We start from the raw sequence: 24,005 nt of genomic DNA on the forward strand, positions 1-24,005 counted from the left end.
AAAACTTGCGCTGAGGGCAAACGATGGTAAAATGAACTTGTTTGCAATACTAAAATGTCATGGGGGCTCATCATGGGAAACAATCGCAGAATCGGCATCATTGATATCGGTTCCAACTCGATTCGCCTTGCCATTTACGAACTCAACCACCATCAGGCTCACCGGGTTATCGGCGAGTTCAAGCAGTCTGCACGCTTAAGTTCAAGGATCGGCTCCGATCAAATACTGCATACGCCAGATATCCGGGATATCGTTGATATTTTAATCCAATTTAAACAGATCTGTCAGGCTAACCAGGTCACTGAGGTCCGCGCAGCAGCTACAGCAGCTATTCGCAATGCGGCCAATTCCCAGGAAATTATCGATCAGCTGCTGCAAGAAAGCGGAATAGAGGTTGAGCTATTGTCCGGAGAGGATGAAGCTACAATCGGATTTCTCGGGATGAGCCATTCTCTTGATATCGAGGATGGCATATTGGTTGATATTGGGGGCGGCAGTACGGAAGTCAGCCTTTTTAGAAATCGCAAGCTGGAGCAAAGCGTTTCCTTTCCTTTTGGAGCCGTCAATACGGCAAGGAAATTTTCTTTGGATGGCAGCTTGAACGAGGAACAGCTCAAAAATATTCGACTTATGGTGCTTACTGCGATTGCAGAACACCCCTGGATTGAGCAGCATCCTCAGCTTCCGCTTGTCGGGATGGGCGGTACGATTCGCAGTCTGAGTAAAATCAGCCAGAAGAAACGAAAGTATTCTTTGTCTCGCACTCATAATTATAAAATGGAAGCTGTCGAAATGGAGCAGTTGGTAAAGTGGCTGCCGTCCCTGTCTACCGACAAGCGGAAAAAGGTAGACGGGCTGTCCAAGGATCGTGTTGATATTATTATTCCAGGCATGCTTATTTTGGATACGATCTTTCAGGCAGCCAAGTGCAGCCATTATGTGATAAGCGGCGCAGGTCTTCGCGATGGGCTTTTTCAAGGAAAATATTTGCCAGCTCCCCAGTCAACAGCGCCAAGCATTCTGAGGCAAAGCACAACGAATTTGCTCGGACTGCACGCTAGCGCCCCAATCGAGCATCTGGAGCAGGTTGCAGGCCATGCTGTGCTATTGTACGATGCACTTCAGGGAATTCATCAATATGACAGCAGAATGCGACTATGCCTGCATACAGCGGCTCTGCTGCACCGTATCGGCGTGTCGATGAATTATTACCAGTTCGCCAAGCATTCCTTTTATATGATTGCCCATTCCCCTCTCAATGGCTTGAGCCATCGGGAAATTCTGTTGTGCGCATGCATCGCTTCTTACAAAACAAAAGGCAAGGTTCATCAAACCTATCAGCAGCACAAAGATGTTTTGCACGAAACCGATGTGGACGTTATCACCAAGCTGGGCACTCTACTGCAAATTGCGATCGCTTTGGATGCTTCTGAGACACAAGCTATCGCTTCAATCCGGGCAGCGGTGGAGGGAAAACAGCTTCATATTGCGGCCGCAATCAAATATAACCCCTCTGTCGAATACAGAGAGGTCGATAATGCAGAAAAAGATTTTCATAAAATATGGAACATGAAGTTCTCCTTCCAAACCTTTCATCAGGAGTGAGATTTCTTTTTCCAGACTTTGATTTTCATCGCTTCAAACTGGCTTCTTAGCGGCGGTGCCTCGTTGATGACTCTTGCATACATGCCATTGGACTGCAGCATACGAGCCTTCACGTTATCGCCCAGGCTCAACTCCAGTATTCGCATCAGGACCTTACGTAAATCCTGATCGAATACCGGGCAAGTCAGTTCAATTCGTTTCGTCAAGTTTCTTGTCATCCAATCCGCGCTGGACAGGTACATCTCGTTCTCTCCGCCGTTTTCAAAATAAATAATACGCGAATGCTCCAGAAAACGGTCCACGATACTAATCACACTAATATTTTCACTCAAGCCCTCTACACCCGGCCGTAAACAACATACTCCGCGAACGATAAGCTCGATTTTGACACCTGCCTTGGATGCCTCATATAACTCGTCGATCATTTCCTGATTGGATAGTGAATTCAGCTTGGCAATGATACGGGCTGGCCTGCCTTCGACTGCGTGCTGGGCTTCACGGCGAATTTTCTCAAATAGTCGATCCTTCATCACCGTAGGCGCGACCCCAAATGCTTTCCAGTTATGGGGTGCCGAATAACCGGTAACCTCATTGAACAGAGCCGACGCATCCTCACCAATGATCGGATCAGATGTAAACAGACCAATATCCGTATAGAGCTTAGCCGTGCTATCATTATAATTTCCCGTACCGACGTGGACATAACGACGTAAGCCATCTGGCTCCTGACGGACAACCAAGGTGATCTTGGCATGCGTTTTTAAGCCTACCAGTCCATAAACAACATGACATCCGGACTGCTCCAGCTTTCTTGCCCATGCGATATTACGTTCTTCATCAAAGCGGGCTTTAAGCTCAACGACCACTGTTACCTGCTTGCCCGATTCAGCCGCTCTTGCCAATGCCTGGATCAAAGGAGAATTGCCGCTGACCCGGTATAATGTCATTTTGATAGCCAACACATCCGCGTCATAGGCAGCCTGTACAACAAAATCGGTTACGGCGTCAAAGGATTCATACGGATGATAGAGCAGTACATCCTGCTGCTTCAGCTTCCCGAATATGTCCTCAACTTCGAGCAGCTCCGACGGATATACCTGCTCAATCGGTTTATATTTAAGATTATCGTAGCCTTTCAAGGAAAAGGCCAGCTTCATCAAGAAGCTTAAATCTAACGGACCATCTATCTCAATAGAATTATCGGTGACCTCAAATTCGTCCATCAATTGAGTCAGCGCGTAAGCATGAATGCCCTTTTGAACCTCAAGCCTTACAGGCGCGCCCCAGCGGCGGCGGCGAAGCTCCTTCTCGATCTCTTCAAGCAGATCCTCGGCGCCTTCCTCGTTCAATGTTAAATCGGCATTACGTGTCAATCGGAAGCCATGCACCGAAATCGGCGTATAACCGGAAAATAAAGTCTTAATATGATGTTCAATCAAATCCTCAAGCAGTACAAATTCATGCTTCTTGCTATTCGATCTGGCGGGCACCTCAATACAACGAGCCAGATTGGAAGGAACCTGCACAATGGCAAAATACGGCTCCTCCTCCGGATCATCGCCCTCCTTCATTAATACAACAGCCAGATAGACAGCCTGTGTATGCACCAAAGGAAACGGGCGGCTCTGATCCACAGCCATCGGTGTCAACACTGGAAACACAATATCATGAAAATAAATATCCATCGCTTTGCGCTGACTTATATTCAAGTCCTCATAATCTGTAAATATAATGCCTTCTTTAGCCAGTTGTCTGGAAACATCGCGGTATGATTTATACTGCTCGGATACCATTTTGGCTGACCGCTTCATAATACGTTTGAACAAGCCCGCTGGGGTATAGCCGGTAAAGTCTTTTTTTATGTAACCTGCTTTAATCTGATCTTTAATACCCGCAACCCGCACACTCATAAACTCATCCAAATTGGACGCTACGATGGCCAGAAACTTGGCTCTTTCCAGTAAAGGCGTTTCCGCATCCTGAGCTTCTTGCAATACACGCCAATTAAACTCAAGCCAGCTTAAATCACGGTTAATATAATTAGACGATGCTTCTCTTTCTCTAGGCGCCGCGATCTCTCTCATAATGTTGCGTAACCTCCATAGAATTCGACCAGTTTCAAAATGAAATTCGATAGCTTTCGCGCTATTTCTACTCTCATTCTGCTATTTTCATCGTAGCTCGACAATGTCAACAGAAGATGCGATTTATGTTAATTATTTGTAAACTGTCATGGTTGGTTATGTATCAAAGCATATAACTCGGGTAAGGCCCTGTCAATGCGCGTCGGTTTCCATGCCCGATTGACCCATATATGCTTGGTGCTCCCGCTGACCAGCAGCTCTTCCCCACGGCGGATCTCGGAATCAAAATGCAATCGAATGCTCGAGTATTCCGCAATCCGGGTGCGTATCGTAATCAGATCATCATATTTGGCGGGAAGCTTAAACTGCATTTGCAAATCGATCAGGGGCAGTAATACGCCCTTTTCCTCTATCTCTTTGTACGTCATGCCCATAGAACGAATGAGCTCGGTTCGTCCGATTTCAAACCAATTGACATAATTCGTATGGTAAACAACGCCCATCTGATCCGTTTCCTGGTAACGCACTCTTAAAGTATATGCAAACCATGCCGATAATTCCATAGTTTCATTCATACCTCCTGCCTTCTATCATCCCAAGTTAGCTTTCTTCTCACTCTTCCGGCTGCAATCCATCATAAGAACACGTTCTACTGCTTATATAGTCGCAAAAAAAGAGTGAAACCGACATGCTTATCGAGTTCACTCTTTTGAATTACGGTATACCTGATAATTAAAGAACGCGTGCGCTTCCGGAGTAGATCACACCAACCTCTGGATAAATCGACACTTCCGTACCGTCTTTAATGAGCTCCAAAGCACGTTCAACCCCAACAACAACGGTTTTGCTGAGCGAGATACCAACCACTGCTGCATGTGAGGTGATTCCACCTGTTTCAGTGATAATCGCGGATGCTTTTTCGATCGCAGGCATGTAGTCCTTATCCGTTGTTACGGTAACCAGGATGCAGCCTTCAACTGCCTTGGCATTAGCTTCTTCTGCGCTTTTGGCTGCAACTACTGTACCTGTTGCAATTTGTGTTCCGATGCCTTGACCTTTAGCAATCATATCACCAATTTGATGAACCTTAATCAGGTTCGTTGTTCCAGAGCGGCCTACTGGCACACCAGCCGTAATAACAACCAGATCACCAAGACTCACGAGTCCTGCATCCAAGCTGCTGTCAACCGCACGGCTGAACAGCTCGTCCGTCGTTTCACAATGCTCGCCCTTAACCGGGATAACGCCCCACACCAGTGATAAGCGACGCAGTACATGGTCAATTGGAGTGACTGCAATGATCGGTGCTTTCGGACGGTATTTGGACACCATACGCGCTGTATAGCCACTTTCCGTGGAAGTCAATATCGCTTTGGCTTCCAGATCCAGTGCAGAATTGGCTACCGCTTGCGAGATCGCTTCGGTTACTGTTTTTTGTTGTGCATTGCTTTGACGAATAAAAATTTCACGGTGCTCCAACGCACTCTCTGCACGCTCAGCAATACGAGCCATCATCATAACCGATTCAAGCGGATATTTCCCGGCTGCTGTTTCACCGGACAGCATCACAGCATCGGTTCCGTCAAAAATCGCATTGGCCACGTCACTTGCTTCCGCACGGGTTGGGCGCGGATTGCGCTGCATGGAATCCAGCATCATCGTCGCTGTAATTACCGGTTTGCCGGCTTGATTACATTTCTTGATCATCGCTTTTTGTACGATTGGCACATCTTCAGCGGGAATTTCCACACCAAGATCACCACGAGCAACCATTAAGCCATCGGAAACCTCCAAAATTTCATCCAGGTTATCGACACCCTCCTGGTTTTCGATTTTGGAAATAATTTGGATATGAGTAGCGTTGTGACGCTCCAAAATTTCACGAATTTCGATAACGTCGCTGGCTTTACGCACGAATGAAGCAGCGATAAAATCGACGCCCTGCTCGATACCAAAGATGATATCGTTAGCGTCCTTTTCCGTAATACCCGGAAGATTGATTTTAACGCCTGGCACGTTAACACCTTTTTTACCGCCCAATAGACCGCCATTGACGATGCGGCATTTGATTTCAGTAAAGGTTTTGTCAACAACCTCCAAACCGATTAAACCGTCATCGATCAGGATGGTTGCGCCGACTCTGACATCTCTTGGCAAATCGGCATAAGTGATATGCACACGGTTCGCATCACCGATAATTTCCTCAGTCGTTAGCGTAATAAATTGATCCTGTACAAGCTCAACCTTCTGATCGTCCTTCAGCTTGCCTGTACGAATTTCCGGGCCTTTGGTATCCAATAGAATAGCAACGGTCTTATTCAGCTCCTCAGCAGCCTGACGAACGTTCTTGATCCGGTTGCCGTGCTCTTCAAAATCGCCGTGCGAGAAGTTCAAACGGCATACGTTCATTCCGCCGTTGATCAGCTTTTTAAACATTTCCAGTGACTCACTTACCGGACCGATGGTACATACTATTTTCGTTTTACGCATGATTGTGATTACCCTCCTGAGTGTAAGTAAACCTTCCGATTTTCCTGAATTTCTTATAACGGTCTTCTACTAGCTCTTTCTCTGAAAGAACAGCCAACTCCTGCAAATTATTTATTAAGGTTTCTTTAATGACCTCTGCCAAAGACGCCAGATCACGATGGGCTCCGCCGCGTGGCTCAGGGATAATCGCATCAATAACCCCTAATTTCAAAATATGATCGGCAGTTATTTTCATCGCCTCGGCCGCTTCCCCTGATCTTGTAGCATCCTTGTACAAAATCGAGGAAGCCGCTTCCGGCGTGCTGACTGAATAGATTGAATTCTCAAGCATAAACACGCGATTGCCGACACCGAGAGCCAACGCCCCGCCGCTGCCGCCTTCACCGATGACCACACATAGAATCGGCACGCCAAAAGAAGCCATCTCCATCAGGTTTCTGGCGATAGCCTCGCCTTGTCCGCGTTCCTCGGCTGCACTACCCGGATAAGCTCCCGGTGTATCAATAAAGGTAATGATAGGTCGCTTGAATTTGTTCGCCTGCTTCATCAAGCGCAAGCCTTTACGCAAGCCATCTGGATGAGGCATGCCGAAGTGGCGGGCAATATTATCCTTCGTATCCTTGCCCTTTTGATGCCCGATCACAGTAACGGGAACGCCACCCAGCCTCGCCAAGCCACCGATAATAGCCAGATCATCGCCATATAAACGGTCGCCATGCAGCTCCATATAATCAGTAAAAATAAGCTGGATATAATCAAGTGTTGTCGGCCGCTGCGGATGACGGGCCAGCTGCATTTTTTGGGAAGTGGACATGCTGCTGTACAGCTCGGCCGCTAATTGCTCGTAGCGATTCTCCAAGCGGGCAATCTCATCAGAAAAATCCATTTGTCTTTCAGATCCGAAATTACGCAATTCCTCGATCTTAGCCTTCAGCTCCAGCAAAGGCTGTTCAAAGGGTAATTCACCTGCCATTCTACAAATCCCCCTTTACGACATGCAAATCCAGCAAGCGGATCAATGTGCTTTTCATATCCTTGCGCACCACGACCATATCCACCTGACCGTGGCTTAAGTTAAACTCAGCGGTTTGGAAATTGTCGGGCAGCTTTTGACGAATGGTTTGTTCAATAACACGGCGTCCGGTAAATCCGAAGGCTGCGCCCGGCTCGGCAATAATATAATCGCCCAGCATGGCATAGCTAGCAGATACGCCCCCGAAGGTAGGGTCCGTAATCACGGAAATAAACAAGCCGCCCTGCTCGTTCAATTGTGCCAAGGCAGCACTTGTTTTCGCCATCTGCATCAGACTGAGGATGCTCTCCTGCATCCTCGCGCCACCCGAGGTGGAGAAGATGATGATCGGATACTTCTTCTGTATCGCAAGCTCAATTGCTGATGTCACTTTTTCCCCAACAACCGAGCCCAGGGAACCGCCCATAAAATCGAAGCTCATCACCGCGGCAACAACCGGAAACCCACCTATTGTACCTTCGCCGGTAATAACGGCATCATTCATGCCAGTTGTGTCCACTGCTTTACGATATTTGTTCACATAATCCGGAAATTCCAGCGGGTCCTCGGATATCATTTCACTGTCATATTCAAAAAAACGGCCCTCATCCATTACCATCTGAATCCGCTCAACCGCACTTAATTTGAAATGGTATCCACATGTGCTGCACACCTTGAGATTCTTTTCCAGCTCCTTGGAAAATTGAATCGTTGCACACTTCGGACATTTATTCATCAAGCCTTCGGGTATTTCCCTCTTGGGCTTGTCGTCAGGAATGCTTTCCCCGTTCTCATCGACCCGCGGCACTGTAGTTCTATTGGCACCTGGAATGGTCGCATACTTTTTTTTCTGAAAAAAGTCTTTAAATTGCACGGCTACACCTCACTTGCTGTTGTTGTTCAAATGCGGTCCTTCATTCTCACGTTAATGTCTATGCAAAATGGAGTTGAGTACGTCCTGCACTTCTTCCACTTCACCTTCAGGAACCACGATTTCAAATTGATTCTTAGTCATGTTAATCGCCCGTACTTGAACAAGAAAGCCTTCTTCCGTCAGCTTTTCCTTAATTCGATCTGCAATTTTGGCAGTTGGCGCAATATAAATAACGGTCCACATGAAACAAGACCTCCCGAACATAATGCACTAATGATAGCATAACTTATCTTTTTATCGCAAGAAATTAACTTTGGAGAGAAAACAAGCAGACATTCTCTCTGCTTGGACTGCTCGTTTGGGCATCAATGCTCCATCAAACAAGACAAATCTTAACAGAAATCATGCCTGCCAGTCCTTGATTACTTTTGGTAATAAACGCTTTTGGTCACCGTCGAGCTCTTTCCAAGGTTATTAACAGCTTTAAAAACAAACGTGTTTTCACCCGCTTCTAGGGGAATATCATACTTGGAAAAATAGCTGCTGCCGCCGATTTTCTCATCATTTAAATACACAAGCGGAAACGAATCGTTTTTATCTGTTACTGTTCCTGATACCGATATCCTGCTAGACGAGGTTTTCTCTGGAATATAATCTACCTTGAGAATGGGACCTCCCGCTGTAAAGGTGATCCTTTTGGTTACTGTGGTCACTTTACCCACGCTGTTTTTCGCTTTGAAAATCAGAATGTTCTCACCCTCAGCCAGTACGATGTCTCTCTTTGAAAAATAACTGCTGCCATCGATCTTCTCATCATTTAAATAGACGGTTGGAAACGAATCATTCTTGTCCGTCACCGTTCCTGATATGGATATCGTCTGTGAGCTCGTGGTCTCCGGAATATCATCTATCTTGAGAATCGGACCTCCTGCTGTAAAGGTAATCTTTTTTGTAATTGTCGTCACTTTATCCACATTGTTTTTCGCTTTGAACACCAGAATGTTCTCACCCTCGACAAGTACAATGTCACTCTTTAAAAAATAATTGCTACCTTGGATTTTCTCATCATTCAAATATACGGTAGGAAACGAATCGTTCTTATCCGTTACCGTACCTGATATGGATATCGTCTGTGAGCTAGTGGTTTCTGGAATATCATCAATCTTTAACTCTGGACCTTCGATTTCATACGTCACTTTTTTGACTATCGTATTTGTTTTTCCACTGGATAATGTGGCAATGATAGTTAGCTCATAGCTCCCTTCCTTCTCTAACTTAAACCCTTCTTTAAATTGACCGTCTACGATCTCCGTTACCTCTTTGCCATTGATCGTTACCTTTGCATTGTTACTAACTGTTCCTGATATGTATACAGTAGAATTTGGCGTTTTTTCAGGAACACTTACTTTAAGAAGTGGTCCATCACCTTGATCTTTGGCCGATGATTTAATGGCTCTATACAAAAGCGTAGCGATTTCTGCGCGAGTTATAGGCTTGTCAGGACGAAATGTACCATCCTCATAGCCATTGATCAAAGATCTTTCAGTAGCTATCGCAACATAATCCCTTATTCCGTAGGAAACGTTGCTTACGTCTTTAAATCTTCGCTCCAAAATATTTTTGTTGGTCAGGTCGTTGGTCGTGAGTCCCAAAGTTTTGACTAGTGCAACCGCAACATCTTCGCGAGTAGCTTTAATTTCCGGGCTAAAAAAAGCTTTGCCTCCAGGAGGATAATAGCCGGTTAAAAAATCCTTGGCTGCTTCCACATACGGATACGACCATTTGTCAGTTTGAACATCATAATAGGAAGGCGCCTTGGGTGAAGGTATATCCAAATAAAAAGTAGTCGCAATGAGCTTGGCAAATTCTTCTCGGGTAATTGAATTGTCAGGTTTGAACGTTTCATCCTCATAACCGTTGATGTATCCTTTTTTGGACAAATCGGATATCGCCTCATAAGCCCAGTAATCAGTCTTCAAATCAACGAACACAATATTTTGATTAATTACTCCGCCATTGACGGCCTGATTTTGCAGCACATTGTCAACTGCCGCTGCGGTAAAAGCAGAACACTGAAACAACAACAAGGATAGCGTTAAACAAACTAACCTTTTACTTTTCATTACCATCTTCCTCTCTCCTTCAATTCATACATCCCATCACTTAATAAGCCTTTAGAACCATTTCTTTAGAACCACAACAACTGTTATTCAACAATATATGGTAAATTCCTGCTAAAAAAATAAAATCCGGCATTTTCCCGGATTTTATGTGATCACACGCTGCTATTTTACTCTCGCTGTATCCTTGCCCAATAAATCTTCAATAACCTGAATCAGCTTCGGAGACGGCTTTACGTTAAATTGATCGTTTAAGCTGAGTGTCTTTTGGCTGCTTTCGTAATAGAGAACAACAGATAACGATCCCTGATGCTGCAGCAGAAGCTCCTTCAGACTGGATAATATGCGCTGCTGCTCGTGGGCAGGCGAAATTTTGATATAAACCCGCTGGCTCGAAGGGGGACTTACTACCTTATTCGGTTGTACCTCACGCGCAGCAGGTGGAGTCACGGGGCGTTCAACTGTGTTTTTTGCTTTATCCGGCTTGCTGACTGTCCTGCTGCCCGGCTTATGGGTAGGAGCAGTTGGACGCCGCATTGCGTTCGCAAGCAGCTCGGGATCATTTAAGGCAAATAACTGATCCGCCAGCAGCTTCACTTCCTCATCGCCCTGCTGCAGCTTCGCTTTAATGAGCACTGGCTTGCCTTTTTGAACGAGCGGGGCAAATTGCTTCCAAACCTCCGGGAACAGTACGACCTCGACCTTGGAAACGCGATCCTCCAACTCCATGAAGGCCATCGGCTGGCCCTTCTTGGTCACGATTGTTTTGCTGGAAAGCACCAGACCTGCTACTATGACCTCACTGTGATCCGGCATTTCCGGCAAGTAATGCAGCAGATCGATCTCCAGCTCTCTCAGTACCTGCTCGTAATCATCAAGTGGACTGCCCGAGATATAAAGACCCAGCAGCTCCTTTTCAAACTCCAGCTGTTGTGTCATCGTGTAAGGCGCAATCTGCGGATATTCGACATCCCAGTTTACATCCTCAACAAAGCCGAACAAATGCAGCTGAAGATCGTCGCGTTCCTTTCGCCATTTGAGTGCAGCATTGATCGTATCCTCAAGCATCGCAAGCTGCTGGGCACGATGACCCGGCAAGGAACCGGCAGCGCCACCTTGTATGAGGGATTCCAACACACGTTTATTGCACACGCGCAAATCCACACGACGGCACAGATCAATCAAACTCCCAAATGGGCCTTCCTCACTGCTGCGCTCCTGCATAATGGTTTCAATCGCATGCGTGCCTACATTTTTGATGGCAGCTAGTCCAAACCGTATGGCTCCAAAACTGACCGGATTATCCTCCGACTCTTCGAGCGATTGCGGTTGCTTCGCCGGAGTGAAGACGATTCCGCTCTCATTGACATCAGGCGGCAGTACAGCAATACCCATCCGACGACATTCATCGACATATTCAGCTACTTTATTGTGATTACCCATCACGGCTGTCAGCATCGAGGCCATAAACTGAACCGGATAATGAGCCTTGAGATAAGCCGTTTGAAAAGCCAGCACTCCATAAGCGGTAGCATGCGCGCGAGGAAATCCGTAGTCGGCGAAGCGGACGATCATATCGTACACCTTGTTCGCCTCAGCTGCACTATAACTAAGCGATTGGCTGCCTTTAACAAAATGCGCACGTTCCTCGTCGAGTACCTCACGTTTCTTCTTGCTTACGGCCCGACGCAGCAAATCCGCTTCACCCAGACTGAATCCGGCCATTTGGGACGCAATTTGCATGATTTGCTCCTGATACACAATAATTCCGTACGTATCGCGCAGGATCGGCTCCAGATCCGCATGCGGGTATTCCACTTCAATTTCTCCGTGCTTACCTTGTATAAAACGCGGAATGAATTCCATAGGGCCTGGACGGTACAGCGCGACTACTGAAATAATATCCTCAAACCCCGACGGTCGCAGCTCCTTAAGCACTTTGCGAACCCCAGGAGATTCCATTTGAAATACGCCTGTTGTGTCTCCTCGACCCAGCATTTCGTAGGTAGCCGGATCATCGATCGACAGCTTATGAAAATCAAGCTCAATTCCTGTCTGCTCCTTGATCCACATCAAAGTACGTTCGATGATCGATAAAGTTCGCAGTCCGAGAAAATCCATTTTTAACAGCCCGATGGCTTCCAGATGCTCCATGGAATATTGCGTTAATGCCGTCTGCTCGTTACCTTCCTGCAAAGGTACGTACTGGGTTAACGGCTCACGGGAAATCACGACACCTGCGGCATGTGTCGATGCGTGACGAGGCATTCCCTCCACCTTCATGGCCATATCCAGCAGCTCTGCCGTCTTCGGCTGTCTGGCAGCAAGTGCTTTCAGATCAGGATTGGCTTCGACCGCCTCCGCCAGCGTCATCCCGAGCTGGTGTGGAATCATTTTGGCTGCGCGGTCCACTTCGTTATAAGGCAGGTTTAATACACGGCCCACGTCACGAACGGCAGCCTTGGCAGCCATCGTTCCAAACGTAATAATCTGCGCTACATGCTCGGGACCGTATTTGGCCACAACATAGTCAATAACCTCATCCCGTCGCAAATCGCTAAAATCGATATCGATATCCGGCATCGATATCCGTTCTGGATTCAAAAACCGTTCAAACAACAGCTTGTAGCGAATCGGGTCGACATCCGTAATACGCAGCACATAGGCAACCAGACTTCCTGCAGACGAGCCACGTCCCGGTCCTGTTGCAATCCGCTGCTCGTGCGCAAAGCGAATAAAATCCCATACGATGAGAAAATAATCAGAAAAGCCCATTCGTTCAATAACCGACAGCTCGTAAACGAGGCGCTCCTCAATCTGCTTGCGAAAGCTCGGGTCGTGCCAGGAATCCGAGTGCTCATATCGCGTTCTGAGCCCCACCTTACACAATTCGGCAAGATATTCTCCAGCGGTCGAATGCTCAGGAATCGGCTCGAAACGAGGCAAAATGGACCGGCCGAATTCGATCTCCAGCTGACAGCGTTCCGCTATAATCGACGTATTGGCAATCGCCTGCGGGACGTGAGGAAACAATCTGTTCATTTCCTCAGCGGCTTTCAAATAAAGCTGGCTCGACTGGAACTTGAGGCGATCCGGATCGTCCACCGTTTTGCCAGTGCCAATGCACAGCAATATGTCCTGTACCGCATGGTCCGGCTCACGTACATAGTGAACATCGTTGGTGGCAACTAACGGAATTCCCGTATCCTCACTCAGACGCAGCATGCTTTGGTTCACTTTTTTCTGCTCCAGCAGACCGTGATCCTGCAGCTCCAGAAAGAAATCATCCCCGAATATGGCACGGTAGCGAAGCGCTGCTTCCCTGGCTTGCTCATATCGCTCATGCAGCAGATGCTGGGACACCTCTCCACCCAGACAGGAGCTTGTGCAAATGAGTCCTTCCGAATATTGAGCCAGGTGCTGCGGATCGATCCGCGGTTTATAATGATGGCCCTGCAGATGTCCAATCGAGCACAGCTTCATCAGATTCTGATAGCCCACCTGATTTTTGGCAAGCAAAATCAGATGATAGATCGGATGCTCCTTGCGAGTGCCCTTATCACGAATGGAGCCAGCCGTATAATACATCTCGCAGCCAATAATCGGTTTAATGCCGTGCCGTTTGCATGCTTTATAAAAAGGAATTGCTCCATACATGACGCCGTGATCAGTCAAGGCAAGTGATTTCATGCCCATGGCTGCCGCTTGCCCGACCATATCGTCGATACGCGCCGCACCGTCCAGCAAGCTATATTCGCTATGTACATGCAGATGCACAAAGTCGCTCATCTGCCTCGCCCCCTCCATGTGTGTCCGAATACCTATATATAAATATCTTATCATAATACGAACACGTGTACCATACAATTTACTATAGGAGAACAAGCTTCGAAGATGAAGAGGGTGATAGAAACGATGACAAGCTTTTTAACCAAATGTGCAATGGATTGGTTTATTGCGTTCGGAGTTGTGCTTGGAGGCACGCTGCTCGGGGGGATCGGAGCCGTCCTTATCATGGAACCGCCAACGACGAGAATGCTGCTGATTTCGGAACAGATCAAAATCTGGGCGGTGGTAGCTGCTGTAGGCGGAACCATCGATCCGATTCGTGTCATTGAAAGCAATTTGACCGAGGGCTATATATCCCCGGCCATTAAGCAAATTTTGTATATTGTGTTCGCGTTTATCGGGGCACAGGTCGGAACCTCGCTGATCCAATGGATTTGCAAGGGAGGCAGCAGCAGTTGAGGGTGCCGCCTTTTGAACAATTTACCGGACTGCTGCAGGCTGCTGGCTTTCTAGCGGCGGGAGCGATCATCGGTTGTGCGGTATTTGTAAGCATTTACCACCATCACCTGAATGCCACGCTCCTGGAAAATCGTGAGCTGCGAGCGGAGAACGAACAGCTGATTCAGGACAATAATTCCTATCGGATCAGCAAAACCCAACAAAATCGAATTAATCGCCTTGACGTGATTGTCGAGTCGGGTGAAGACCAACTCTTCGACAAACTGACCGAACAAGAGCTGGAACGCAGAATCCGCAATGACCTGAATATTGTTAAAGGTCAAAAAATCAGCAGCATCGCCGAATCCCCCCAGCTTTACCGCTCACTGATTGCTCAGAAAACGTATCATGCGATTATGGACAAGGACTACACGGTCAACATTACAACCATGCTGCTGCTTCAAACAGAGCTGAAAGTTTGGGTTACCGCCAAGGAAGCCAAGCGCAGTCCTGGGTAAGCGAAGCTGTTCGAATTCGAACAGCTTCGCCACACTCAAGGAGCACCGATACGCAGTGAAAAGTGGGTCAGGATGGCCGAGCTCGCTTCCTGCTGCTGAATGGCTGTCGTGTTGTTAATCATATAGCTGATGGTCATCGGCAGCTTGATTTGCACATTATACAATCCAAAGGGTACCTGCTTGCCAGCCGCATCCTTTTGATCCCAATTGAAGGAGATTGCCGCACTGGTCCCGCTGTTGAACAGTCCCTTCGGAGCCTCAAGCGTTCCCGACCAAACGAGCTGCGGCTTCATACCGTCATCATTTTCGCTTTGACGTACAATTTGGATTTCAAAAGAAGTAGATGCGTCCAGGATGAGTTGATCGGGACTTACATTTTTTACGCTAAAGTGAATCGTGGCCGGTTGATCGGACGTAAATGTAGCTTCAGGATCAATTTTCTCGCCATTGGATACGATGGCAGTCAAGTCAAATGGATAATTGCTCCGTCTGGTGCCAATAACGGATTCAACCATCGTCCAATCCACCGGGATGAGCTTGGGTTCGATAGCGGCAGGGGGTGAATACGTGTCTGGATCATAGTCGGGTGCAGCTTGATAGATCCACACGTCCCCAAGCCACTCACTATGAATGTGATGCCAGCCGCTGCCGTGCTCGAAAGCTTCGACCGTCTGCGGTGCCAGTGTGCCCAACACCCGAGCTCTTCGATCAGGATGCTCATACACATTCACCGAAGCTTTGAGCGTCACACGGGTATCTTTCTTTTGCAAATCCTTGGGGTAGCCAGCATTCGTATGGACCCAACGTTTTCCTTCCCAGGTGTCAATGTAATACCATTCCTTGTAAAGCGTTATTTTACTTTGTATCCACTGCGGCTGCAGCCATCCCACGACCTCGCTGCCTAAATCCGGTGCATTGAACATCGGTGTGATCGTCCTTAGCTGTGCTGACCACCCCGAGCTGTTGCTTCCTTCTGCATTCACATCATCAAATATCGGCTGGTCAGGATGAATCCACTTGTAGCCCATCCAGGTCTGGATGCGGTAATAACCTTGATCCGAATAAATGGACCGCACCACCTGTGGTGCAATGGTTCCAAGGCTGCGAGCACTCGCGGATCGTTGATCATACAGATATTCACTTCCCGTAAGGGCTATATATTGATAATCAGTATCTTCCATTTCCGGACTTTGCACATGAACCCAACGATCACCGTCAGTCGTCTGGATTCGAAACCAGGCTTCGTCATGCGTGCTCAGCAGCTTCCGATCCCATCCATCCTCAGCTCCTGTCACTTGAACCTTCTGCGGGGCTGCTTCATAAAGCTTCACACCATTGATGGCATCGTAAACCGGAGTAACCTTATCCTTCAGGTTGAGCGCTTGGGGAAGCTTCATACCTGTTGAATTCGAGTCCGCCGCTAGCGCGTCCTGAGGAAGCCAGGACAAAGTCAATAACAGCAGCAGCACAACCCTTATTGGTATCTTTATAAAAAAATGCGATTTCATCAGCATCTTCCTCCCGACTTTGTTGGTCATTAACTAAGACGCATCATTCAAGAGAAAGGTTTCTAAACGAGAGATCATCATCGAGCTTATATTTGCCAGTCTGCGACTTATTTCCTTGCTAATGGCAAGTTTAACAAGGCAGCAGTTTCCTCTGGAAAAGCTGTCACAACGAGACGAAGCCTGTATCCATTGAAGCTAAAGCTCAGATCCTCATCATCTTCATTCGTGTGGTTGTCTATCCCCTGCTCCTCCAATGAGGTACGAACCTGTTGAATGAATCTGGAATCCGACACTCCCAAGCTTACGGTCATGCGAGGTGGCAATGCGATCATCGCAATTGGAATCCAACGCCTTTGGGTTGAAGTGACAATCGTATGCGCTGTACCTCCGATAACAAAATTAAAGTTGTCTTGCTCCTTGACCGTTTTTAATTGCAAGGTGTCCTTCAGCCATTCACGAAACCCAATGACATCATCAACGGGAAAACCAATTTCACGGAGATACATTACTTTAAGGGGACCGCAGGGAGCCCGTACACCTTCCTTCACATAGGAATGGGTTATGATTTCTAATAAATTACCGTCGCCGTCACGGAAATAAATATTTCTACCTGTCTCAAAGTCATCAATTTCGTGCCCTGCAGGCCATTTTAATGGTGAAATTCCCGCACTCCTGACAAAGGCAGCACTGGCCTCAAATTCAGAATAAGGTACCTCAAATGCAATATGGGCTGGGGCTATCGGCTCAAAAGCTTCCGTGAATGTTAATGCGAAATCAGGGGTCGGTTGAAAAGTAATGGCTGTTTCCGATTCGAACACAACGGGAAATTGCAGTTGATCGTAATAAAACTGCTTCACGGCAAGCTTCGAGACTGTATGTAATTGTAGTCCTGCAAAATGAGTAATCATTTGTCCACGCTCCATTTCACTTTCTATCATTTACAATAACAGCATCCATAGCAAGCCACATCCATTTTCACTTCAATTCAATCATGGAAATCCAGTCCAGAACGGACTTCTCTAACATAACCGGTTCGAATGACAAAATCACCGAAATGCTCGCCCGGATTTCGTTCATTGGCATATCTGTGGATGATAGGTGTTAACTCTCCCAGAAGCTCCGCTTCATTCAGGCTTTCCCGATAAAGCTTGCTCATTCTCTCACCTGCGAACCCCGCACCCATATAAAGATTGTATTTGCCGGGAGACTTGCCAATCATGGCAATTTCGCCAAGCACTGGTCGTGCACAGCCGTTCGGGCAGCCAGTCATCCTGATAACGATTTCCTCCTCATGTAAGCCTGCTTCGTCCAATACCGTCTCTATCTTCTCCAGTAAAGCGGGCAGATAACGCTCAGCCTCAGCCATCGCCAGGCCGCATGTAGGCAGCGATACACAAGACATCGCGTTTCGACGAAGAGCAGATTGCTGATGACCATCACTGAGTCCGTATTTTTCCACCAGCCCCATCACTTTTCCCTTATCTGTACTGGATACATTCGCGATGATAAGATTCTGATTTCCCGTCAAGCGGAAGTCACCTTTATGAATTTTGGCGATTTCGCGTAAGCCGGTCATCAGAAGATAGCCCTCCTGATCCTTGATTCTCCCGTTCATGATAAACAGAGTCAGATGCCACTGATTATTGCTTCCCTTCACCCAACCGTAACGATCACCGTGATGCTCGAAATAATAAGGACGCGCACGATCCAACTCCCATCCCAGCCGATCATGCAGCTGGCTAATAAACCAGTCATATCCGTATCGGTCGATTGTATATTTAAAACGGGCATTTTTGCGGACCGAACGATTGCCATAATCCCGCTGAATCAATACGGTTTTCTCCGCTACCTCAATGACCTGCTCTGGACGGCAGAAGCCGATTACCTGTGATAATTGTGGGTACGTAGACGTATCACTGTGCGTCATACCCATTCCCCCACCTACGGCCACATTAAAGCCCTTCAGTTCCCCATCTTCAATAATGGCGATAAAACCCAAGTCCTGCGAAAATACATCAATATCATTAGAAGGCGGAACGGCCATCCCGATCTTGAACTTACGCGGCAAGTAAGCAGGCCCGTAAATCGGCTCAACCAATTTGCCCTGCAGGCTGTCAACCACCTTCTCGTCATTAATCCAGATTTCATGATAAGCAGGAGTGCGTGGTGACAAATGGTTGCTGATCGCTCGTGCCCAACCGTATACCTCAGTATGAATATCGGACTGATACGGATTGGGATTGCACATGACATTACGATTCACATCCCCGCAAGCTGCCCGGGTTGTCATCAACGCATCGTTAACTTCCCGTATGGTTTCCTGCAGGTTCCATTTCACGATTCCATGGAGCTGAAAAGATTGGCGGGTTGTCAAACGCAGCGTATCGTTGCCGTACAGACGAGCAAGGTTATCCAATACCAAATATTGTTCGGGTGAGGCCACACCTCCGGGGGCAAGCACACGCAGCATGAACTGATAGGCTGGTTCAAGCTTCTTTTTTTCCCGCTCATTACGCTGATCCCGGTCATCTTGCATGTAGCTTCCATGAAATTTAAGAAGTCTGTTATCATCCTCTGGAATAGAGCCTGTAATGCGATCGCGCAATGCATCATAAATGGTGCCGCGCAAATATTCACTACCCCGTTTAATGTGCTCGACCTCGCTTGGCGGTCCTCCCGGCGGAGTTACTTTCGGTGGATTTGCCGGAACCTTCAAAGAACTTCTTACGTGATCCTCTTTATCTGATGCCATTTCTATTAACTCCTTTCATTGCTGGATGTCTGTAGATGGATTCTGATAGTAATGGGAGAGTTCAACGATCATGGCACCCATCCGTTCGGTTTCAGGTGTTAATATTCGTCTCACTCCCTCCTCCTTCAATGCTTCGGCCGTCACTCTTCCAACTGCCGTCGCGAGCACCTTCGTATTGAAGCTTTCATTAATCCTCGGATAATAACCATTCTTTTTCGCAAAATCATACAAATAGCGAACCTGAACCGCTGTCGTAAAACAGACCGCATCGACGGAGCCATCCATAATCTCCTGGCATAATTGACACGATACCTTATCATCCGGAGCGATATGTTTATAAGGCAAAAGTGTCCTGGTTGCTGCTCCCTTATTTTTCAAAAAAGCTACCAATAACGGCATAGGCTCGCCATGCAGCTGAATGGTTACCCCTTGACCTTCAAATGCGTAGGATTGCAGTTCTCGAATAAGTCCTTGCGTTGTGCCATCATCATCAATGACAATCGGCTTGATCCCGATTTTTTTCAGCATGGCAAATGTTTTATACCCTCTTGCTGCGACTTTGGACTGTTTCACAACTGTGAGAAGGCTTTGCGTCACACCGATTCGTTCTGCCTGCTGAAGTAAAGCTTCAAGTCCGGTTCCCGTTGTGAAAATCATCCAGTCGGTTCCACTCTCCACCAAATTAAGCAGATCGCGCTCCACTTCATTTTCAGCAAGGAGTAAGGTCCCTTGTTGTGGACGAACAACGGGAATACCGTCATGTTTTTCAATAATTGCACTCAGTTCACTTAATTTACGGGAACCGGTGATAACAATCCGTTTTCCATCCAAACCTCTAGCCATTCTGAATACTCCTTCCAATATAATGCAGTTTAACAATGAATTCCGACTTGATAACTATGATAAAAGAAAAGGACTTAAAGGAAACCATCCAAAGTTGATGAATTTATAACCATCCATTGCACTTGATAACCTATTGCTTGCAGCATCCAAGTTCAACAGATTGATAGACATTTGTCATTTTATGATGAAAAAATGAGGCTTACTGTATCCTTACAAATGGTATGATAAAAAACACAGTATTCATTCATCCTATATACAAAAAGATACCTGGGGAGGTCTAGTTCATGTGGAAACCTGATCGTTTAAGCGACCAAACTTTATTTCAACAAATTGCTGATGATCTCGAACGGAGAATTTCTTATGGCGAGTTTCCAGCTGGAAGCTTGCTTCCTTCCGAACGAAAATTAGCGGAGCAGTTGGGAGTGAACCGCAGTACCGTGATTCAGGCCTACGCGGAGCTGCGGGCGCATGGGATTATTGAGAGCCGATCGGGAAGCGGAACGCGAGTAAGTAAATATAAATGGGGAGCTACGCCCAAGCATACCCCTAACTGGCATCGATACGCAGAAGGCGGTAGCTTTTTGCCTAATTTGCCCTTTTTGCGACGTATCCGTGAAGCTCTGGGGCACAATCAAGCCTTGATTGATTTTGCCAGCGGCGAATTGGCAGGAGACTTATCCCCTGTCGAAGAAATCAATCTGCTCATGAGCGAACATGAATATACCTCCTATTTGGGCTATGACAACCCGCAAGGGTACATTCCGCTCAGACAAGCATTGGTAACGTACTTAAAGCAGTACCGGGGAATACAAACGACAGAGGAGTCCATTCTCATCACATCGGGTTCACAGCAATCCTTGTATTTAATTACTCAGTGCTTGCTGTCTCCTGGAGATGCTGTTGCCATAGAAGATCCTTCTTATTGCTATTCCTTGCCTATGTTTCAATCAGCCGGTCTCCGCTTGTTCCGTCTTCCCGTCGATGATAAAGGAGTTCGACCTGATGATATCCGTTCACTCTACAAGAAGCATCGGATCAAGATGGTGTTTATTAATCCGAATTTTCAAAACCCAACCGGTGCCGTTCTTGATGCTGAACGCCGTAAGGAACTGCTTGATATGGCGAGCGAGCTGGGTCTTCCCATTGTAGAAGATGATCCCTTTAGCCTGACTGCCTATGACGGGGTACCTCCAAAGCCGCTCAAATCGATTGATCCCATCGGATCCGTTCTCTACATCGGTTCATTTTCCAAAATAGCCGCTTCAGGATTGCGTATTGGATGGATGGTTGCTCCCCATTCCGTTGTCGAGCGGTTGGCCGATGCCAGGCAGCAGATGGATTTTGGACTTAGTGTAATCCCACAAAAGGTGGCTGCGCAGTTTTTGAAATCGGCTTATTTCGTTCCTCATTTGGAGCGTTTGCGCATGCATCTGCTGTATAAACGGGATTTGTTGATTGAAGCACTGCATAAGGAATTACACGAGCTCGTCAGCTTCACAGTCCCACAAGGAGGCTTGCATCTCTGGTGCAAAATTATACCCGAGGTGAATGATAACAAGCTGTTGGAAGAAGCGATTCGAAGGGGTGTCATCTTTGTCCCAGGAAGCGTCTATGGTTCCGAATCAGGTTATGTACGATTCACTTATGCGAGAGCGCGAGCTGATGAAATCGGTCCAGGAATATCGAAATTTGCAGCGGCTCTTCAGGAAGCCATCGTGAATAAGTACTGAAATAAACCTTCCACTCGGCTCACAGGAACTGGATGGCCAAAAAAGTGGGAGATTGGAAGGTTACTTAGCTATGCTCATCCTCTATAGTTAACCCCATAAAATATATAATTATAGAAGGTGACGATGAGTATGCGAATACGTCCATACAATTTTTATGCAGGTCCTGCTGCACTACCTATAGAGGTATTAGAGCAAGCACAAGCGGAGATGATCGATTATAAGGGAATCGGCATGTCTATTATGGAAATTTCGCATCGTTCCAAAGAATATGAAGAAATCCATAATGAGGCACAGCAGCTCTTTAAAGAACTGCTTCAGCTTCCGGCAGGGTATAAGGTGCTTTTTCTGCAGGGCGGAGCGAGTACGCAATTCTCAATGATTCCGATGAATTTTCTGTCACCGGGCAAAATAGGAAACTATGTAATGACAGGGGCTTGGGCGGACAAGGCGATCCAGGAAGCTCGAAAGTTCGGGGAAACGGTTATAGCGGCTTCGGGAGAAGCAAATAACTATATGGAAATTCCATCCGTTTCAGACATACAGGTTAACCCGCAGAAGGCTGCTTATCTGCATATTACTTCAAACGAAACGATCAATGGCTCACAGTTCCACAGCTTCCCGCATATAGATCATGTTCCCTTGATAGCCGATATGTCCAGTGATATCCTGTCACGTCCCATAGATCCCTCACAATTCGCCTTGATCTATGCCGGAGCTCAAAAAAATCTCGGTCCATCCGGAGTCACGGTGGTCATATTGCAAGAAGAAATCATTAGAAATATTCCTGCACATTTACCTGTGATGCTGAACTATGAGACGTACACCCAACACAATTCACTGTTTAATACTCCACCCGTTTATTCGATTTATATAGTCAATCTGGTTTTGAAATGGATTAAGCAGCACGGTGGTTTGACGGGGTTGGAGAAACGAAATGCGGAGAAAGCCAAGCTGATTTATGATGCTATCGATCAAAGTGGCGGATTTTACACAGGTATGGTCAAACCAAACAGCCGATCATTGATGAATATTACTTTTAAAGTCCATAACGAACAATTGGAGAAGCTCTTATTGCAGAAAGCGAACGCCGAGCATTTCATTGGATTGGAGGGGCATCGCAGCGTGGGACATCTCCGTGCGTCAACTTACAATGCAGTGCCTTATGAAGCATGCCAAGCGCTCGCGGATTTGATGATTGATTTTCAAAAGCGCAATGGATAACACAAAAAGGTTAGCATCTCCTAATGCTGACCTTTTTCACTCTCCACGCGTATTCCCTATCGTTGCAGCGCTTTGATATCCTTTATGATTTTATCGTAGGGTGTGTCCATGCTCCCATCATATTTGGCCACTACCGTGCCTGACGAGTCGACCAGATAAAACAGGATGCCGTGAATGACTTGATTGGAGGACGCATCCCTGGTTACGATAGATTTAAACGACTTGAGGGCAAAAGTTTGGATTTCATCAAACTCATATCCGGTTAACGCATGCCAATTGGAAAAATCAGCGTCAAATTTAGATAAGTATTTTTTTAAAGCCTGCGGTTTGTCACGCTCCGGATCTACTGAAAAAGAAACGATTTGAGCCTCAACACCTGCTGCCTTCAATTGCTTTTGCAGCTTTGACATGTTAGCAGTCATTGTCGGGCATACCGTAGTGCAATAGGTAAAAACAAAGTCGGCAATCCAAACCTTTCCTTTTAAATCAGATAAAGCGACGGGCTTTTCATCCTGATTGATGAAATTGAAGGGTGCCACCTGATAATGGAGTTGATTCGGCTTACCATTGCTGCATGCGGCTGTAAATATAAGGATCAGACCTAACCAACCAATTAAAATAACTTTTTTCATAACTGCCTCCCCCTTTATTTATGGATTGAGAGCCATTGTGCTAAAGCTTCCATTTCTTCACCATTTAATATGTGGTTAAAGGCAGGCATACCTACAGCACCACCTTGAATGATACCCAACAACTCTTCCTTGGTCATATTCGATCCAATATGCTGCAAGCTTGGACCTACTCTACCGCTTAAGTCAGCAGCGTGGCAGGATAAGCACTGTTTTTTATACAACGCTACTGCGCCGGCCTCACCAGGAAGGGCTGTATTCGAAGCGCTTTTTCCTTGATTACATGCGGTTAATACAACAACAACGAAAAACATCATAAGAACTAAATAACCTTTTCTTCTATTCATCCCCAACGATCAGTTCCTTTTTGGGCAGTTTCAATTTGAAATTCC

19 protein-coding genes are annotated in these 24,005 nt (G+C 46.7%); 5 read left to right on the plus strand and 14 right to left on the minus strand.

Annotated features, from left to right (window positions below):
• Positions 1 to 72 precede the first annotated feature (72 nt).
• The gene (locus NST47_RS29695; RefSeq protein WP_341158361.1) at positions 73 to 1,605 is read left to right on the plus strand and encodes a Ppx/GppA phosphatase family protein; all 1,533 of its coding nucleotides are present in this window, start codon (positions 73 to 75) and stop codon (positions 1,603 to 1,605) included.
• On the opposite strand, the gene ppk1 is transcribed toward NST47_RS29695, so the two are convergent.
• The 8 genes from ppk1 to NST47_RS29735 form a co-directional block, all read right to left on the minus strand.
• Entirely contained in the window at positions 1,596 to 3,689 is a 2,094-nt protein-coding gene (gene ppk1 / locus NST47_RS29700) for a polyphosphate kinase 1 (RefSeq protein ID WP_341158362.1), read from the minus strand. The two genes, NST47_RS29695 and ppk1, sit on opposite strands and share 10 nt — an antisense overlap.
• A 146-nt stretch (positions 3,690 to 3,835) precedes the next feature.
• Complete coding sequence (locus NST47_RS29705; protein WP_341158363.1) at positions 3,836 to 4,264, minus strand: acyl-CoA thioesterase; 429 nt, start codon at positions 4,262 to 4,264, stop codon at positions 3,836 to 3,838.
• Between the two features lie 157 nt (positions 4,265 to 4,421).
• Positions 4,422 to 6,179: a pyruvate kinase gene (gene pyk / locus NST47_RS29710; protein WP_076233178.1), complete on the minus strand. Its 1,758-nt coding sequence runs from the start codon at positions 6,177 to 6,179 to the stop codon at positions 4,422 to 4,424.
• A complete protein-coding gene (gene accA / locus NST47_RS29715) occupies positions 6,172 to 7,152 on the minus strand; it encodes an acetyl-CoA carboxylase carboxyl transferase subunit alpha (RefSeq protein ID WP_341158364.1) in 981 nt (326 codons plus the stop codon). The genes pyk and accA overlap by 8 nt, the downstream gene beginning before the upstream one ends.
• 1 nt (position 7,153) lies before the next feature.
• A complete protein-coding gene (accD, locus tag NST47_RS29720) occupies positions 7,154 to 8,065 on the minus strand; it encodes an acetyl-CoA carboxylase, carboxyltransferase subunit beta (RefSeq protein ID WP_341158365.1) in 912 nt (303 codons plus the stop codon).
• Positions 8,066 to 8,116: 51 nt separating this feature from the next.
• Entirely contained in the window at positions 8,117 to 8,308 is a 192-nt protein-coding gene (locus NST47_RS29725) for a glutamate decarboxylase (protein WP_076233175.1), read from the minus strand.
• 179 nt (positions 8,309 to 8,487) lie between these two features.
• Positions 8,488 to 10,188, minus strand: coding sequence for an S-layer homology domain-containing protein (locus NST47_RS29730; protein ID WP_341158366.1), 1,701 nt, complete (start codon positions 10,186 to 10,188; stop codon positions 8,488 to 8,490).
• A 162-nt stretch (positions 10,189 to 10,350) separates the two neighbouring features.
• The gene (locus NST47_RS29735; RefSeq protein WP_341158367.1) at positions 10,351 to 13,974 is read right to left on the minus strand and encodes a DNA polymerase III subunit alpha; all 3,624 of its coding nucleotides are present in this window, start codon (positions 13,972 to 13,974) and stop codon (positions 10,351 to 10,353) included.
• Between the two features lie 126 nt (positions 13,975 to 14,100).
• Between NST47_RS29735 and NST47_RS29740 the strand changes: the two genes are divergently transcribed.
• Both NST47_RS29740 and NST47_RS29745 read left to right on the plus strand, forming a co-directional pair.
• Entirely contained in the window at positions 14,101 to 14,433 is a 333-nt protein-coding gene (locus tag NST47_RS29740) for a YtrH family sporulation protein (protein ID WP_076233234.1), read from the plus strand.
• Complete coding sequence (locus NST47_RS29745) at positions 14,430 to 14,930, plus strand: hypothetical protein (RefSeq protein ID WP_445667415.1); 501 nt, start codon at positions 14,430 to 14,432, stop codon at positions 14,928 to 14,930. The genes NST47_RS29740 and NST47_RS29745 overlap by 4 nt, the downstream gene beginning before the upstream one ends.
• A 35-nt stretch (positions 14,931 to 14,965) precedes the next feature.
• Here NST47_RS29745 and NST47_RS29750 read toward each other — a convergent pair whose 3' ends face one another.
• The 4 genes from NST47_RS29750 to NST47_RS29765 all read right to left on the minus strand — a co-directional run bounded on the left by NST47_RS29750 (position 14,966) and on the right by NST47_RS29765 (position 20,033).
• The gene (locus NST47_RS29750) at positions 14,966 to 16,438 is read right to left on the minus strand and encodes a hypothetical protein (RefSeq protein WP_341158368.1); all 1,473 of its coding nucleotides are present in this window, start codon (positions 16,436 to 16,438) and stop codon (positions 14,966 to 14,968) included.
• Between the two features lie 107 nt (positions 16,439 to 16,545).
• Complete coding sequence (locus NST47_RS29755; protein WP_341158369.1) at positions 16,546 to 17,376, minus strand: VOC family protein; 831 nt, start codon at positions 17,374 to 17,376, stop codon at positions 16,546 to 16,548.
• A 47-nt stretch (positions 17,377 to 17,423) separates the two neighbouring features.
• On the minus strand, positions 17,424 to 19,190 hold the full coding sequence (gene cysI, locus NST47_RS29760; protein ID WP_341158370.1) for an assimilatory sulfite reductase (NADPH) hemoprotein subunit: 1,767 nt from the start codon (positions 19,188 to 19,190) through the stop codon (positions 17,424 to 17,426).
• 15 nt (positions 19,191 to 19,205) lie between these two features.
• Complete coding sequence (locus NST47_RS29765; RefSeq protein WP_341158371.1) at positions 19,206 to 20,033, minus strand: uroporphyrinogen-III synthase; 828 nt, start codon at positions 20,031 to 20,033, stop codon at positions 19,206 to 19,208.
• A 284-nt stretch (positions 20,034 to 20,317) separates the two neighbouring features.
• On the opposite strand from NST47_RS29765, the gene pdxR reads away from it, so the two are divergent.
• Together pdxR and serC are read left to right on the plus strand one after the other, a co-directional pair.
• Complete coding sequence (gene pdxR, locus NST47_RS29770; RefSeq protein WP_341158372.1) at positions 20,318 to 21,763, plus strand: MocR-like pyridoxine biosynthesis transcription factor PdxR; 1,446 nt, start codon at positions 20,318 to 20,320, stop codon at positions 21,761 to 21,763.
• 129 nt (positions 21,764 to 21,892) lie between these two features.
• Positions 21,893 to 22,984 (plus strand): 3-phosphoserine/phosphohydroxythreonine transaminase, encoded by a 1,092-nt coding sequence (gene serC / locus NST47_RS29775; RefSeq protein WP_341159787.1) that lies wholly within the window; start codon positions 21,893 to 21,895, stop codon positions 22,982 to 22,984.
• Between the two features lie 56 nt (positions 22,985 to 23,040).
• On the opposite strand, the gene NST47_RS29780 is transcribed toward serC, so the two are convergent.
• Together NST47_RS29780 and NST47_RS29785 are read right to left on the minus strand one after the other, a co-directional pair.
• Positions 23,041 to 23,616, minus strand: a complete 576-nt coding sequence (locus NST47_RS29780) for an SCO family protein (RefSeq protein ID WP_341158373.1) — start codon at positions 23,614 to 23,616, stop codon at positions 23,041 to 23,043.
• A 14-nt stretch (positions 23,617 to 23,630) separates the two neighbouring features.
• Positions 23,631 to 23,960, minus strand: a complete 330-nt coding sequence (locus tag NST47_RS29785) for a c-type cytochrome (protein WP_341158374.1) — start codon at positions 23,958 to 23,960, stop codon at positions 23,631 to 23,633.
• Positions 23,961 to 24,005 lie beyond the last annotated feature (45 nt).

The sequence above is a fragment of the Paenibacillus sp. FSL H8-0034 genome (assembly GCF_038000305.1).
Classification (GTDB): domain Bacteria; phylum Bacillota; class Bacilli; order Paenibacillales; family NBRC-103111; genus Paenibacillus_S.